The organism is Mordavella massiliensis (assembly GCF_016902415.1).
GTDB lineage: Bacteria > Bacillota > Clostridia > Lachnospirales > Lachnospiraceae > Merdimonas > Merdimonas faecigallinarum.
This window is the reverse complement of record NZ_JACJLV010000030.1, coordinates 15,319-31,341: the sequence shown is the minus strand read 5'-3', so window position 1 is coordinate 31,341 and position 16,023 is coordinate 15,319. Positions and strand designations below refer to the sequence as shown.

13 protein-coding genes are annotated in these 16,023 nt (G+C 48.2%); 1 reads left to right on the top strand and 12 read right to left on the bottom strand.

Going from position 1 to position 16,023, the window contains the following annotated elements:
- Nucleotides 1-295 precede the first annotated feature (295 nt).
- The 3 genes from H6A13_RS09405 to ilvD form a co-directional block, all read right to left on the bottom strand.
- The gene (locus H6A13_RS09405; RefSeq protein ID WP_204909335.1) at nt 296-2,518 is read right to left on the bottom strand and encodes an alpha-galactosidase; all 2,223 of its coding nucleotides are present in this window, start codon (nt 2,516-2,518) and stop codon (nt 296-298) included.
- Nucleotides 2,519-2,707: 189 nt separating this feature from the next.
- Nucleotides 2,708-3,694 carry an ornithine cyclodeaminase family protein gene (locus tag H6A13_RS09400; protein WP_204909334.1) on the bottom strand — a complete coding sequence of 329 codons (987 nt, stop codon included), beginning with the start codon at nt 3,692-3,694 and terminating at the stop codon, nt 2,708-2,710.
- 47 nt (nt 3,695-3,741) lie between these two features.
- The gene (ilvD, locus tag H6A13_RS09395; protein WP_204909333.1) at nt 3,742-5,412 is read right to left on the bottom strand and encodes a dihydroxy-acid dehydratase domain-containing protein; all 1,671 of its coding nucleotides are present in this window, start codon (nt 5,410-5,412) and stop codon (nt 3,742-3,744) included.
- Between the two features lie 142 nt (nt 5,413-5,554).
- Between ilvD and H6A13_RS09390 the strand changes: the two genes are divergently transcribed.
- Nucleotides 5,555-6,472, top strand: a complete 918-nt coding sequence (locus H6A13_RS09390) for a LysR family transcriptional regulator (RefSeq protein ID WP_204909332.1) — start codon at nt 5,555-5,557, stop codon at nt 6,470-6,472.
- Here H6A13_RS09390 and H6A13_RS09385 read toward each other — a convergent pair.
- From H6A13_RS09385 to H6A13_RS09345, 9 genes are all read right to left on the bottom strand, one after another.
- Nucleotides 6,391-7,233, bottom strand: coding sequence for an HAD-IIA family hydrolase (locus H6A13_RS09385; protein ID WP_204909331.1), 843 nt, complete (start codon nt 7,231-7,233; stop codon nt 6,391-6,393). The genes H6A13_RS09390 and H6A13_RS09385 overlap by 82 nt on opposite strands.
- A complete protein-coding gene (locus H6A13_RS09380) occupies nt 7,220-7,960 on the bottom strand; it encodes a glycerophosphodiester phosphodiesterase (protein ID WP_204909330.1) in 741 nt (246 codons plus the stop codon). Before H6A13_RS09380 ends, H6A13_RS09385 begins: the two co-directional genes overlap by 14 nt.
- A 111-nt stretch (nt 7,961-8,071) precedes the next feature.
- Nucleotides 8,072-9,463 (bottom strand): ABC transporter substrate-binding protein, encoded by a 1,392-nt coding sequence (locus H6A13_RS09375; RefSeq protein WP_204909329.1) that lies wholly within the window; start codon nt 9,461-9,463, stop codon nt 8,072-8,074.
- 27 nt (nt 9,464-9,490) lie between these two features.
- Nucleotides 9,491-10,264 (bottom strand): carbohydrate ABC transporter permease, encoded by a 774-nt coding sequence (locus H6A13_RS09370; RefSeq protein WP_476703430.1) that lies wholly within the window; start codon nt 10,262-10,264, stop codon nt 9,491-9,493.
- Between the two features lie 143 nt (nt 10,265-10,407).
- The gene (locus tag H6A13_RS09365; RefSeq protein WP_420827229.1) at nt 10,408-11,217 is read right to left on the bottom strand and encodes a carbohydrate ABC transporter permease; all 810 of its coding nucleotides are present in this window, start codon (nt 11,215-11,217) and stop codon (nt 10,408-10,410) included.
- 59 nt (nt 11,218-11,276) lie between these two features.
- The gene (locus tag H6A13_RS09360) at nt 11,277-12,422 is read right to left on the bottom strand and encodes a sn-glycerol-3-phosphate ABC transporter ATP-binding protein UgpC (protein WP_204909326.1); all 1,146 of its coding nucleotides are present in this window, start codon (nt 12,420-12,422) and stop codon (nt 11,277-11,279) included.
- A gap of 221 nt (nt 12,423-12,643) precedes the next feature.
- Nucleotides 12,644-13,840 (bottom strand): LL-diaminopimelate aminotransferase, encoded by a 1,197-nt coding sequence (locus tag H6A13_RS09355; protein ID WP_204909325.1) that lies wholly within the window; start codon nt 13,838-13,840, stop codon nt 12,644-12,646.
- A gap of 41 nt (nt 13,841-13,881) precedes the next feature.
- The gene (locus H6A13_RS09350) at nt 13,882-14,799 is read right to left on the bottom strand and encodes a CvpA family protein (RefSeq protein WP_204909324.1); all 918 of its coding nucleotides are present in this window, start codon (nt 14,797-14,799) and stop codon (nt 13,882-13,884) included.
- 9 nt (nt 14,800-14,808) lie between these two features.
- Nucleotides 14,809-16,017, bottom strand: a complete 1,209-nt coding sequence (locus tag H6A13_RS09345) for a DUF5711 family protein (RefSeq protein WP_204909323.1) — start codon at nt 16,015-16,017, stop codon at nt 14,809-14,811.
- Between the last annotated feature and the right edge of the window lie 6 nt (nt 16,018-16,023).

Here is a 16,023-nt window from a genome sequence, read left to right as displayed (position 1 = left end):
CCCGTTACTTACTGTTTTGGGTTGACATCTTTTCGATGTCCATTCTGAATTATTCTTCTCAAAAGAATCTTCAGGGTCGTTGTCTATTATTTAGTTATCAAAGTCCTTGGTTGTTGTCTTAGCGACAACTCCTATAAGATATCACATTGAAGATGCATTGTCAACACCTTTTTTGATATCTTTTTCATTTTTCTTCCGGCCGGCGTAAGTATTTCCGCCATTTTCCCGATGAAAAATCCACCGCTGTTTCGTGGTGGATTTTTATAATACCATCTGAAGTTTTCTGTGTCAACCGTTATTTTGCTTTTATTTCAAAAATCCTGCACTGAAAATCCCCTATCTCATTCCAGCCGGAGTTCCGTACGCCGGAAGCCCGGTCAGACAGGATCAGCCCGGCCTGCATCAGTTCATCTCCATAGCACGAAACATCCCTTCCTTCTATTTCATATAGAAGATCTTCCGCAAGGCCCTGCAGTCTGATCCGGTTGAACCCTACATTTACCGGCTGCAGCACACGGTAACATGCCACAAGCGCTTCTTTCCGGTCTCCAGAAACCACCATCCAGGCGGTTTCATTTCCTTCAAACGGACTGCGCAGCCGGTAGAACGTCCCCTGCTGGATCAGCCGCCGGTACTTCTTCATAAACTGCACCTGTTCTTTCATAGTCGCCCGTTCTTCTTCTGACAAATCATTCAGATCCAGTTCATAACCAAAAGTCCCAAAGTACGCCACCCCGGCACGCATTTCCATAGAGGTTACCCGCCCCATCTGATGGTTGGGCGAAGCTGACAGGTGGCTTCCGATGCTGCTGACCGGATACACCACCGACGTTCCGTACTGGATCTTCAGACGCCATACTGCATCTGTATCATCGGAAGTCCAGGCCTGAGGCGCATAGTAAAGCATGCCCGGATCAAACCTGGCGCCGCCGCTGGCGCAGGATTCAAACAGGATCTCCGGGAACCGCCGGGTCAGACGCTCATAAAGCTCATAGACCCCTAATATGTATCTGTGATAGATTTCTCCCTGATACTCTCTGTCATTTCCATTGGAAAAGGCATCTGAAATGGTCCGGTTCATATCCCATTTAATATAGGAGACGGGGATATCCGCCAAAACAGCTTCCAGTCTGTCATAGAGATAATCCCGGATCTCTTTTCTGGAAAAGTCCAGCACATACTGATTCCTGCTGTGGCACATATGCCGCCCTGTTTCCGCCAGCACCCAGTCGGGATGTTCCCGGTAAAGACAGCTGTCCTTATTCACCATCTCCGGTTCAATCCAGAGACCAAACTGCATGCCAAGAGCAGTGATCTTTTCCGCCAGCGGTTTCAGGCCGCCTTTCAGCTTCTCTTCATTGGGATACCAGTCTCCCAGAGAAGAAGTATCATCGTTACGTTTCCCAAACCAACCGTCATCCAGTACAAAGAGTTCGATTCCCAGTTCCCTGGCCTGACTGGCGAGAGAAAATATTTTCTTTTCATCAAAATTAAAATATGTCGCTTCCCAGTTATTGATCAGGATCGGCCTTTCCCTGTCTCTCCATTTCCCGCGGGCAAGGCGGGTCCGGTAAAGATCATGATAGACCTGACTCATCTTATTTAACCCCTGATCGGAATATACCATTACCATTTCCGGCGTCTGGAAACTTTCTCCCGGATGCAGGGTCCAGCGGAATCCATGGGGATGGATCCCCATCAGCACACGGGTCACATCGTAATTATCCACTTCCACCTGCGCCAGAAAACTGCCGCTGTAAACCAGGCTGAATCCCAGGACTTCTCCCGAAAATTCTCCGGCATCGGGGCGCATCAATGCAAGGAACGGATTAAACTGGTAACTGCTGGCTCCCCGCATGCTGTAAATCCCCTGGATGCCATATCCCAGCGGACGCTTCTCTATATTCCGTTCCCGCGCCCAGGCTCCCGCCAGTTCCAGCATCACATAATCCTTATCCGGCAGATCCAGGCAGCCGCTCTGCGCATTCAACAATATCTGATTTTCCTGCGATTCACTGACAAAGCGCACGCTTCTTGTGATAACCGGACGTTCCCGGTAGATGGTATAGATCAAATGCATCCTCACGTGAATATAGGGTTCATTTAAGGTAATCTCCAGCGTATCCGCCTCATTTTCATTCTCCACGTAAGTAGCCGGCAGACCTGGAAGTTTCGGTTTCCCCGGATAGATTCTGTGAGATTCATAGGCAAACTCTACGATCCTGCTGCCATTTGGCCGCTCGATCTCGTAGGCCGGATAACGCATATCGCCGTTCCCAAACGTGGGATACTCCTGCTTGATATGCTCCAGGGAAAATTCACTGTTCCCCTCATAATTATAAGGCGCCATGTCTCTTGTACACCGTTCAAACAGATGCTCAAAACTTGCTCTGTCACGGAGTTTTTTCCCGTAGTACAGCTGACCCGGCTGACCATTGTCCAGAATCTGGAACAGATAGCTGATTTCCTCATTATAAAGATGAAATTCTTTGGATTTCTCGTGATATACGATAGGCATGGTCTTATATCTCCTTTGATGTATTTTATTTGACTTTTGTCTTTTAACCCGTTTCCTTTACAGTCACAGCATCATACACTTCTTCTTAAATTCTAAAACAATAATACCACACTCGCACTCAAATGGGGACGGGGGATTTCCAGAAATCCCCCGTCCCCATTTGAAGTTATCCACATTTTATCCCCACATTTATCCCCAGGTTATCCCCACACCGGCTTTTACGGCTTTCTCATAGATCTCTTTTGCCGCCACCAGATCCTGCGCCGCTACGCCTACGGTTTCAAATACAATAATCTCATCATCGTTCTCTCTTCCAACCACTTTTCCAAGCAGTACATCTCCGAGATCTCCGGTAAAATCTTTTTCTGTGATAATGCCTTCCTCTAACGGGATCAGAATATCGCCGGATTCAGACAATACTGCTTCCCGGGAATCAAAGTAGATCTTGGATGCTCTGGGAAGAATGGCCGGATCCATCTCCTGCATGTGATGCTGGTAAGCGCCCACACAGCTGATGGTTGCTCCTGCTTTTACTTTCGTCCCGTCAAAGACCGGTTTGGACGAAGGTGTTACGGTAATGATCAAATCTGCATCGTCGATTGCCTCGTCGGAAGATGCTGCCGGAACGATTCTGGCTCCGTAATCTTTTAATTCCTCCTGCATGATTTCTGCGAAGGCTTTTGTCCGCTCTGGATTCATATCATAGACCCGGACTTCCTGAAGTGTTCTTGCCGCCAGCATTGCTTCCAGCTGTGTAGGCGCCTGGCCGCCGGTACCGATCAGCGCGCCGATGCGACAGTCTTTTTTCGCCAGCACATCAAAAGCTGCGCCGGAAGCCGCGCCGGTACGCAGCTGAGTTACATAAGTCCCGTCCAGCACCGCAGTCACCAGTCCCGTTTTTCCATCAATCAGGAGTACCTGGGCCGGGGATGACGGAATCCCATTGTCTATATTGTGTGGGAAAATGTTGATAATCTTTAAGGACGCTGTATCCATTTCCTCCAGATATGCCGGCATAAACAGGAAACATCCGTCATATTTGGGCGCCTGGATGTTGGTCCGAAGGGGAATCTCGCATTTCCCCTCCACCACATACCGAAACGCTTTTTTATCCGCCTCAATGGCATCTTTAATGGTAAATACTTTCTTAATATCTTCTCTTGACAACAATAACATTTTTATTTCCTCCTTTACGAATCTTCTCTTTTCAAAACAATTTCACATTATCCATGAAATTTTGCGTCCAGATCCCAGGGCTGCATCGCCCCGCCTTCTTCCGCCGGACGGCAGAGCCTTGCAAACAGATTCAGACATCCCTTCTCCTCTTTGAGTGGCGGACATACCCAACGCTTTCTTCTTTCCTGCAGTTCTTCTTCGGATACCAGAAGTGACACTTCCCCGCCCGGGATATCAATCACAATCTCATCCCCGTTTTCCACCAGAGCAATGTTTCCCCCGTCATACGCCTCCGGTGACACATGTCCGATAATCGCGCCAAAGTTAAACCCGGAAAATCTGGCGTCCGAGATCAGCCCCACACTCTTATGAAGTCCCAGGCCGATCAGCGCGTCAATGCTGAGCATCAGTTCTTTCATGCCCGGCGCCCCCTTACATCCTTCATACCGGATCACAATAATATCTCCCGGCACGATCTCTCCTGCCTGGATCGCCTCGAATGCCGCCCGGTCCCCGTCAAAGACCTTTGCCTTCCCCCGCATATACTTCACTTCATCATACACGGCAGTGGGCCGGACAATTGCGCCGTTTGGCGACAGGTTGCCCCGCAGGATCTTAAGTCCCGGCTCCTGGAACAAGGGTCTTTCCAGAGAGTGGATAACCTCGTTTTCCCGGGGCGTTACCTTCGCAAGCATCTCCTTCCAGGAAATGCCATACATGCCCGGAACCTCTGTAAACAATTTGCTTTCCAGCATCTTCATCACATTCATTACACCGCCCGCATAATGAAAATCCACCACCGTATACGGACCGCTCGGAACCACCGCATTAATACAGGGAATCTCTTTGGCATATTTTTCAAAATCCTCCAGTGTAAGCCGGATCCCCAGTTCGTAGGAAAATGATAAAATATGCAGCACTGCATTGGTCGAGCCTGCCACCGCCATATCAAACATGATAGCATTCATCAGCACTTCCCTGGTGATCAGCTGTGATGGCCTGCGCCCGGATTTCACCAGTTCTACCGCATATTTTCCAGCCTCCCGGGCCTTTCTGAGTTTTGCATTATCTGATGCCGGAATCGTGGAAGTCCCCGGCAGCACCAGGTTAAGTACCTCCCCCAGCATCTGCATGGTATTGGCGGTTCCCATGGACGGGCAAGCCCCAAAGGAAGGGCAGACATTATCCTCCATCTCCATCAGTTCTTCTTCGGATGCTCCGGAGAATCTGGCCGCGTCCAGATCCGCCTCCACCACCGTCTTTCCACAGTATTGGCCCGGCTGCATGGAACCCCCGGTAACAACCATAGTTGGTATATCAAGACGCATCGCTGCCAGATAGCACCCGGCAATGATATTATCACAGGAGGCTGTCATCACCAGGCCGTCGAAATTGTGAACGCGGGTGACAAATTCAATAGACATCGCCACAATGTCCCTTCCCACCTGCTCATATTTCAGTTCCTCGGCTCCATTGGCAATATTGCCGCAGGTAGCCGGAATACCAAATTCCACCGGCACCCCTCCTGCTGCCCAGATGCCTTCCTTCACCGCTTCTGTGATCTGTCTTAAGTGGGCAGTTCCCGGAGAACCAGCCATGTAAGAATTAGGCACGCCGATATGGGGCTTTTTCCGAATATCACCATCTGAATATCCGGCCGCTTTCATCATAACTCTCCGGTGAGCTGCCTGCGCTCCATTCCAGTATTCCTGACTCACATTTATCCCTCCTTCTTTCCCTTCTGTGATTGACAAAGAAATATCATATATGTTTATAATAAAACATCAGAAAACCATCGAAAAGCCAGAGAATTTAATGTTATCCTTAAGCATTTCTTATGGATACAGGTAAGGAGAGCATATGAGCAAATACAAAGTCATCCTGACTGTCTGTGAAGTCAAAAATATATCCCGGGCTGCCGAGTTGTTAAATTATACCCAGTCTGCGGTCAGTCAGACCATCCGGAAATTTGAAAAGGATCTGGGCGTCCGGCTCTTCCGGAGATCCAAGCGGGGAATGGAACTTCTGCCGGGCACAGAAGAGATCGCAGCCTCTCTTCGGATCATCTGCCAGGAGGAAGCCCGGATCGCCCGCATCGCCGAAGGTCTTAACCACCTGGAAAAAGGTTATATCCGCATCGGTACCATCCAGAGCATTTCCTATCACTGGCTGCCGGATATCCTGAAGACCTTCTCCGAACGATACCCAGGCATCCGGTTTGAACTTACTGTGGACGGATTCAGCGGACTAAAAGAAAAGATACAGTCCGGTCAGCTGGACTGTATCTTCGTTTCCCAATATTCTGTTCCTGATCTGCCATTTATTCCTCTTGGCACGGATGAACTAATGCTGGTCCTCCCTGCCGGTCATCCACTATCCGAAAAGATTTCCGTCCTCCTGGAAGATATCCGGGAAGAAAACTTTATCTTGTCTTCCGATGGCCTGGACTATGAAACAGGAAAAATATTTAAAAGCAACCACATTTCTCCCAAAGTCCAATATCAGCTCAACGAAGACTTTGCCACATTAAAAATGGTAGAGCAGGGCTTCGGCGTCACGATCCTGCCCCGCCTTCTTCTGGAACAGGCTCCGTTCCGGGTATGCGTGCGGCCCTTTGACGCCCACTATACCCGGACGCTGGGCGTTGCCTGGTCTGATGCCGATAACCCGGCCCCGGCCATGCGGAAATTTTTAGATTACATATCCGCGCTACCCGTTGGCAGCGGCATTTCCCCGCTCCATTCCTGGTACAGTTCCTCCACAGATGAAAAAATGTAATCCGGGCCATACTCGCAGGCTTCCCCCTCTTCCCTGGTAGCCTCTCCGGTCAGCACCAGAGCCGTATCAACACCGGATTTATGCCCGCACAGGATATCCGTATACAAACGGTCTCCTACGATCAATGTCTCTTCCCGTGAGAAATGATTCAGCTTTAACGCATACTCCACCATAGCCGTTCCCGGTTTACCCATGTATTTTGGCGCTTTTTTCACCGCATGTCCAATCATTTCACAGATTGCTCCGCAGTCCGGTACATATCCGAACTCTATCGGACAGACATAATCCTGATTGGTAGCCAGATAATCCACTTCCCGCGTACTTAAGATCCTGCAGGTATCTTCCAGTTTTTCATAGTTCAGCTGATTATCATAAGACACCAGAACACAGGCAATGTCCGGATCCATGCAGTCTATCGTTACGCGGATATGGTTTTTCTTCAACTCGCGGAGAAACGACTTTGTGCCCAATACATAGATTAATTTCCCATCATAATGTTTCTTCAGATATTGCACAGTTGCAAAAGAGGCCGTAATAAAATTCGTATGATCTGTCATAATCCCCAGTTTCTGAAAAGAAAGGATATAATCATCAATACTGCGGGTGGAATTATTGGTTATAAATACAAACTGTCCCCCCAGATCCCGAATGGCTTCCAGAAATTTTCTGGTGCCTCCGATCAGCCGCTGCCCGATACATACGGTTCCGTCAATATCCAGAAGAAACAGCCGCTTTTTCATCAGTCTTTTATCTCCGGACATCTTCCACCTGCTTTCTGACTTCCAGCGCCAGGTCCGGATAATTGGTGATCACAGCTTCCAGATCATTTTCTATAAATTTCTTCATATCTTCTTTCCGGTTTACCGTCCATACCCGGATCTTTAACCCGCTTTTTTTGTAATCCTCAAGAAGTTCCGGCATATACAGATGATAAACCGCCGGATGCAGTCCCTGTACCCCGGTCTTCTTCCCGTAATCTTCCATATGAAGTATCACATCGCTGAATAGATAAGCCGTCTCTGCCAGTGGATTTAACTTTAGAATCTCCTGTATACTATAATGATTAAAAGAAGAATAGATCACCCGGTTCTCCATTCCCATCCGGCGGACAATATCGATCGTCTTTTTCTCAATCTCCGGATACCTGAAAATCCCGGTTTTCAATTCAATATTCACCTGCATCTTTCCCGGTTTCAGAGTCTTAAGCACTTCTTCCAGCGTCGGGATCTTTACCCCCCGGTACTCCTCCATCTGTGCATGAAAGGAAAATGCTTTCAACTCTTCTAACGTATAATCTCTAACGAACCCTTCTCCATCCGAAGTACGATCGATCTTTTCATCATGGATCACAACCACCTGTCCGTCCCGGGTCAGCTGCACGTCCAGTTCCACACCGTCAGCCCCCTGCTCTTCTGCCAGTGCAAAAGCAGGAAGTGTATTCTCCGGCGCATAACCGCTGGCTCCCCTGTGCGCAAATACTTTCGTCATCGTGTTTCCTTTTCCTCCTGATTCCCTATTATGCAAAGAGTGCCGCCACATTTTATTGCGGCGGCTCCCCCGATTTTTATTCTTATGTCTAAAGATATCCTACAATATCTTTTATTCATTTACCAGACTGTATTCTTCGATAGAACTGTTAATAGTTTCTGCCATATTGGCAACTGCCTCATCTGAAGTCTCGTTTCCGTTAAGCATACTCTCGATCTCGGATTCTACCGTTGCTCTTGCCTCAGAAAATACACTCAGAAGCGCGCCCACATATTCCGGTGAAGAATCATGCAGCTGATCGATAGCAGTCTGGAACTGTGGATACTGTGCGATATTATCTTTAAATACCTGCTCTTCCTGAGCCGCTACCGTTACCGGGAAGTATCCGGTCTGAGCGTTCCAGTATGCCTGTGATTCCGGAGATACCAGGAATTTTACAAATTCCCAGGTTGCTCTCAATTTCTTAGGATCCTGATTGTTTAATGCCCACAGAGAAGCTCCTCCAATGGAAACGCCGCCCTCGTCACTATCTTTCACAGACGGGAAATATGCAGTTCCCACTTCAAATTTTCCATTTACATCCTGAAGGATCTGCTTCAGAGAAGCGGTAGATCCAAGTGTGATCGCTGATTTTCCAGAGGAGAAATCTGCCAGTCCGGCATCTCCGCCCTTACCTACGATCGGCGCATATCCTTTATCGTTCAGAGACTTCCACGCATCCAGAATATTCTTTGCTCCGCCATTCTCGTCAAAAGCTACTGCTGTTGCAGCCTCTTCTCTTCCGTTTCCGTTATTTGCATAATCCAGACCCTGCTTTCCAAGGAACTGTTCAAAGAACCATCCGTAGATAGACAGAGACATAACTTCTCCGGCTCCGCCTTCATTTAACAGCTGGTCTCCAATGGCCTCGATCCCTTCCAGGCTGGTGGGAACCTCTGTAATACCCGCTTTGTCAAACATATCTTTATTATAGTACATCAGCGGTGTAGAAGAATTAAACGGCATGGAGTAAAGCTGATCATCAATGGTATAATATGCCGCAAGGTTCGGCTCGATCTGAGACAGATCATAACCGTCCTCGTCAATCATCTGCTGCATGGGAACGATCCATCCGGAATCGATCATAAATCTGGTCCCGATCTCATATACCTGTACCAGATCTGCACCCATATTGCCGATCTGTGCGCTCTTTAATTTATTCAGCGCGTCGTCATATTCACCCTGGAATTCTGATACAACCGTGATCCCATATTCATTTTCTTCATTGAAACGGCTTACCAGTTCATCGATCGCCTCGCCGTTTACTCCTCCCATGGAGTGCCAGAAAGTAATCTCTGTACCGTCCACGTCTTCTGCGGCAGCCATCTCCACAGCTTCTGCAGCTGCAGCGTCTCCTCCCTCCTGAGCACCGCTCTGGTCCTCAAGGCTTTTTCCGCCGCAGCCTGCAAGCAGACTGGCAGTCAGTGCTGTTGTCAATAATACTGAAACAATTCTTTTCTTCATGTTTTTCTCCTTTTTCCTGAATAAACTTTAACCTTTTACCGCGCCGGAGAACATACCCCGGATCAGCTGTTTCTGTCCCACAATAAAGATTGATATTGACGGGATGATAATCATTACCACACCTGCGATCATCATCGTGATGGACTGAGAATCCACACTGTTCAGCATACTGATACCGATCTGAACGGTTCTCATGTCATTGGATCCTGTAACGAGCAGAGGCCACATATACATATTCCATGCATTGATAAAGGTATATACTGCCATGGCTCCGATCGCCGATTTTGTCAGCGGGATCAGGATTTTCACGATGAATCTTAAGTTTCCGCATCCATCCAGCTTTGCTGATTCATATAAGGATATCGGAAATGTCATATAAAACTGACGGAACAGGAAGATTCCCATTGCTGACGTCAGGTATGGTATGATCAATACCGGATAAGTATCCAGCATTCCCAGATTTCCAACTGTCAGATAGTTGGAAATGATAGTCGCTTCTCCCGGAACCATCATCGTAGCCATTACCACCATGAAAAGGAGCCCTTTTCCCTTAAATTCCAGGAAAGAAAACGCAAATGCCGCAAGAGAACAGGTGATGATCTGCCCGATCGTGATGCATCCCGCCATAATAAATGAGTTCAAGATAAATTTAAGCAACGGTACATTTGTAAATGCATCTACAAAATTCTGGATCGTCGGATTTTTCGGGAACAGGTTCAGATCTGTAGTAAACAGTTCTCCCGAAGGCATAAATGCGATACTGATCGCATATAACAGTGGAAGCAGGATCACAACCGCCATAATAATATTGGCAACAAGGAGGGTTCCTGTCCTCACCCTTCTTCTGGTAAGCGCCCTGGCATTCATCTCTTTCTTTAATTGCAGAAGTTCTTCTCTGCTGATGATTCTCTGGCTGCCTGCAGCCATGGTATCTGTCTGGCTCATTAATAACTTACTCCTTTCTTCTCAATACGGAACATCACAAGAGTAATCAACATAACGATAATAAACAGGATCACGGACTGAGCTGCCGCGCTTCCGAACCGATAGTTGAAAAAGGCGTCACGGTAGATCGAGTACACGATAACATTCGTCGCCTCATCCGGTCCTCCTTCTGTCAGGATCTTGATCTGTCCGAAAGACTGGAACGCCTGGATAATGTTTACGACCAGTGTATAAAACATGATCGGCGAAAGCCCCGGCAGGGTCAGACTGAAAAATTTCTGAATACTTCCCGCTCCGTCCACAGACGCTCTCTCATAGATGGTTTCGTCAATATTTCCAAGTCCGGCTGAAAAATACAGAAAGTTAATTCCACTGTTCAGCCAGGCCGTCAGGATCGCTACGCAATACAACGCCGTATCCGGATTGTTCAGCCAGTTAATATCCAGCCCCAGCATCTTATTGACGATACCTACTGTAGGATGCAGCATGATCTCAAAAATCATAGCTGCAGAACTGGAGGCAATTGCCATTGGCAGTGCATAAGAGGTACTGAAAAAGCGGATCCCTGGAAACGCTTTATTACAAAGCACTGCGGCGATCAGGCCCAAAAGCATTCCGCCAACCACAACGATCACTACAAAGATCAGGGTCACTTTCAGACTGTTGCGGAAAGATTCGCTCGTCAACAGATCCATATAGTTCTGCATTCCTACAAATACTTTTGCCTGTCCCATCTTGTCTGTCAGAAACAGACTCAGAAATATAGTTTTAAAAAAGGGATAAAAAAGGAAAACTGCAAATACCAGCATACATGGCACTAGATAAAAGTATGGGGATGCATTCCATTTACTTTTTTTCACTGCGTTCATTACACCGTCTCCTCTCTGTAAAATATACTTTCTTCGGTATTTTGATCAAACAGATGGATTTTCTTTGGATCAAAATAAAGATCGATCTTTTCTCCAGTCATCGTCTGGTTCTTCGGATGAAGGCGTACCGCATGGGTTTTCTTCTGCTCGTCAAAATAAAGGAATACTTCCGCTCCCAACATTTCTCTTGCCGTAACCGTTACGTTCATTCCAACGGTGGCTTTTTCGATGCCAAGTTCTGCGGCGTCCGCGTACTCATGGATATCTTCCGGCCGGATTCCCAGAGTCACATCCTGGTCCATGGCTCTGAGTCTGGCAAGCTCGCTTCTTCTTCCTTCCAGGTAAATTTTCTTTCCATCTTTCGGATTTCCGATAAAAACGACCATCCTGCCATTTTCCTCTGTGACATGAGCCTGGAAGAAATTCATGGACGGAGAACCGATAAACCCTGCCACAAATAAATTTACCGGATGATTGTACAGTTCTATCGGCGTTTCCACCTGCTGTACCACACCATCTTTCATTACTACAATCCTGGTTCCCAGCGTCATAGCCTCTGTCTGATCATGGGTCACATAAATGATCGTAGTCTCAAGTTCTTTATGTAATTTTGCAAGTTCGATCCGCATCTGTGCACGAAGCTTGGCATCCAGATTGGAAAGCGGTTCGTCCATCAAAAATGCCTTGGGTCTGCGGATAATGGCGCTTCCGATCGCAACTCTTTGTTTTTGTCCGCCGGACAGAGCTGCCGGCTTTCTGTCCAACAGATGCTCAATCTCAAGAATTCTTGCAACTTTATGCACTTTCTCATCAATCTCACTCTTGGAAGCTTTTCGAACTTTCAAGGCGAACGCCAGATTTCCATACACTGTCATATTGGGATATAACGCATAATTCTGGAACACCATGGACAGCCCTCTGTCTTTTGGATCGAAATAATTACATAACTGATCGTCGATCCACAGTTCTCCGTCGCTGATATCCTCCAATCCGGCGATCATTCGAAGAGTCGTCGATTTTCCGCATCCGGAAGGGCCGACAAAAATAATGAATTCCTGGTCGTGAATGTCCAGACTAAAATCTTTCACTGCAAAGTTACCTTTTTCATACTCTTTGCATACATTTCTTAATACAATCTCTGACACAGTATTTCTCCTCCCTTAGTGTCGTCTTCTCTCATTTTCAACAGGTCTCAACAAATCATACATTCACATTTTACGGATCAGGCTCTTCTGCTTCTACCATACTTTTCAAAAGGTTTCGTTAAGAACGTGTTAAGGCGTCCTCTTTTTGACAAGAAAAAAGACACCCTTCATCGGATGTCTCTTTCATGGTTCCTGTCTGTTTTTTCTGATAACCGTCCTGTTTAAAACAACTCCTCAAACCGCCGCATGGCCTCCGCCGTACTCTCGTGCTGTCCGAATGCCGTCAGGCGGAAATAATTCTTGCCGTTCTCGCCAAACCCGGCTCCCGGTGTTCCCACCACCTGGGCATGGGTCAAAAGATAATCAAAGAACTCCCAGGATTCCATGCCATTGGGGCACTCAAACCAGATATAGGGAGAGTTCACGCCTCCGGTAAAGGAAATGTTTTTCTTTCTCAGCACATCGGCAATGATCTTTGCATTCTGCCGGTAGTATTCGATGTTTTCCATGCACTCCGCCATTCCTTCTTCTGTGAAGACTGCTTCCGCCGCGCGCTGCACGATATACGGCGTCCCGTTAAATTTGGTAGAATGTCTCCGGTTCCACATGGCATGCAGGGAGAGTTCTGCTCCGTTAGATGCCGGGAAGACCAGTTCTTTGGGAATGACGGTGTAAGAACATCTGGTTCCGGTAAATCCTGCTGTTTTGGATAAGGAGCAGAATTCGATGGCACATTCTTTTGCACCTTCGATCTCAAAGATACTTCTGGGAAGCGCCGGATCTGACACGAAAGCTTCATAAGCCGCGTCAAACAGGATCACTGCCTGCATTTCTTTTGCATACGCCACCCACTTTTCCAACTGCTCTTTGCTGTAGCAGGCTCCTGTAGGGTTATTGGGCGAGCACAGATAGATCAGGTCTGCCTTCACCGACGGATCCGGCATGGGCAGGAAATCATTTTCTGCTGTGCCGTTCATATAAACGATCTTGCGGCCGTCCATGAGATTGGTGTCTACATAAACCGGATAAACCGGATCCGGCACCAGTACTACATTGTCTTTGCCAAACAGATCCGTGATGTTGCCGGTATCACTTTTTGCGCCGTCGGAAATGAAGATGGTGTCCGGATCTACGTCCGCTCCGTTTTTCTTATAATACGCGGAAATGGCGTTCCGCAGGAAATCATATCCTTTCTCCGGCCCGTATCCCCGGAAGGTCTCGGAAACCGCCTGCTCCTCCACCGCTTTGTGGAGCGCCTCGATCACTTTCTTTGTCAGAGGCTTTGTCACGTCTCCGATCCCCAGCCGGATGATCTTCTGATCCGGGTGGGCTTCTTCATATTTGCTGACCCGCCTTGCGATCTCCGCAAACAGATAGCTTTCTTCCAGGTTCTGGTAGTTTTCATTCAGTAATGGCATTTCCTTCTTCCTCCTTACTGTGTCTTCACGTTTACAGGTGTCTATCGGAACATGGTCGCCAGACTCATGATCGGATTGTATTGATACAGAATACTCAAAAAGTTGTCTGTTTCTATCATGGTATAGAGTTCTTTTCCAAAACTGGTCACATAAAGAAGGGTGATCACAACAAAGGCGGTCCACACGATGATCAGCGCGCCGCTAAGACCGATCACGCCTCCGGCCAGCCGGTTTAATACTCCCAGCACCGGCAGATTGGATACGATATCCAGAGCAAATACGATGGCCCGTATGATGATCGTGATCAGGATAAAGGTTGCTAAAAACGCCAGAATATTTAAGATCAGTTTTGCCAGGAAGTCGCCTACATATTCCGCAAATGTAGTCGCCCCCAGTCTGGTGTACATCTCGCTGTTGTTATTTTCCGTCAGCAGGCTCTTGAAAAGATCCGGCAGATCGGCTCCCTCGATCGCAGAGATCTGCAGATCTCTGGGAATCTCCGCACTGGTGATGATATCCTCCATGGCGGTTCCTTCCTCACCCTGAAGGCCGTCCAGCAGGTCGCCGGAGATACCAAACTGGGCCAGATCGCTGCTGGTCACATTTCCGTTTACAATATCATCAATACTGATCCCGTACTGGGCAAGGGTCTCTTCTGACACGCCCGCAGCATTCAGCACCCTGCGCACACTGTCCGCATCCATTCCGCTCTGCTCCTCGCCTCCCAGCTGGGCGGACGCCGCATTTGCCATGGTCGTGACCACCTGGCTCTTGATCATATCATCCAGCGGCGTATACTTTGCCAGCGCGTCCGCTGCATACGGGGTGGCAAACCAGACCAGCACCAGCGTGACCACGGTTGCCGCAAGGGATACGATGATCTTAACCGCGCCCCGCATAAATCCGACGATCAGGCAGATCAGAAATATTGCTCCTACTGTCATTGATAACCAGTTCATACGCTCTCCTTATTTTACAAGCCGGACTACTTCCAGTCCGTTCTCGTTCATCACAATGTATTTATTGACTCCCGGCACCGGAAAGATCTCCAGAATGTTGCTGTTCATCTCTCCGTCAAATTTGTGGATCCCTCCCCGGGTGAAAATGCTGCAGTTTTTTCCGTCGTACATGATCACCTGGCTGCCGCACAGCTTCACATGACTATAGTCTCCGGTGAAGTTCTCTGACATGGCTACCTGCCCCCGCGTGTTATAAAGCCGCAGCTCATAGCCTTCTTTCCCTTCATTTTTCAGGACCATGCCGATATATTTCTCATTATGGAAGACGCTCTTGATCTGCTTCTTGATCTCGATATTTTCTGTCTCCTCCGGCACGTTTCCGCCACGGTATATGGTCAGCCGGTTATCGCCCACGGCCACGGATATATTTTCATCCATAAAAAATCCAGATGCCATGACCGTGTCCTCATATTCCATCTGCGCTACCAGGTGGTCCGTCTTCTCCTCCCCGGACTCGCCAAAATTATAGTAAATGACTCTGGACTTTACCGCGCCTGCCTCCGTATAGAGGTAGAGAACCTGCATGGTCTCCCCGTCCGGCGACAGCGCCACATCCAGGGGATAGCCTGTCCCGTTCATGGATGTCTTATTTTCTACCAGAAGATTTCCCGCCGCGTCATAGCAAAGGACCCTGGCTTCATTTTCATCTGTCAGGATTACGCTGACGATCCCCTGCTCCGATACGCGGACTCTTTCGATGGGAAGGTTGGTTTGGGTCTCCCCTCTTACCCCCTCCTCATTAAATACAAGGACTGCATTTCCTCCCTTATCTGCCACTGCGGCGGAACTTTCATTTACATCCACCACCGGATTCTTCATCTGATAAGGCTGGTTCCACATTTCTTCCCCGTGCTGGTTCAGATAGGAGATCCCGTCCCGGCTGTACTTTAAAACACCGTCCGCAAACTGCTCATACGCGCTGCCCGAAGCCCCGCTGACCGCATAGGTATCAAGAGCCCTTGCGCTGGTATACGTCTGCAGATTGATCAGGAGATAAACACCGACAGCCAGAGCCACAACCACAGCGGCTATGAGGGCAGTCTTCTTCCACCGCTTCTTCCGCGCCTTCTCAAACTGCTCCTGCTCTTCGGTCTTTGGCTGATCACTTTTTTTCAGTTCCCTGACGATCCGCAGGTTTTTCTTTTCCCAGTGTATCATCAAATC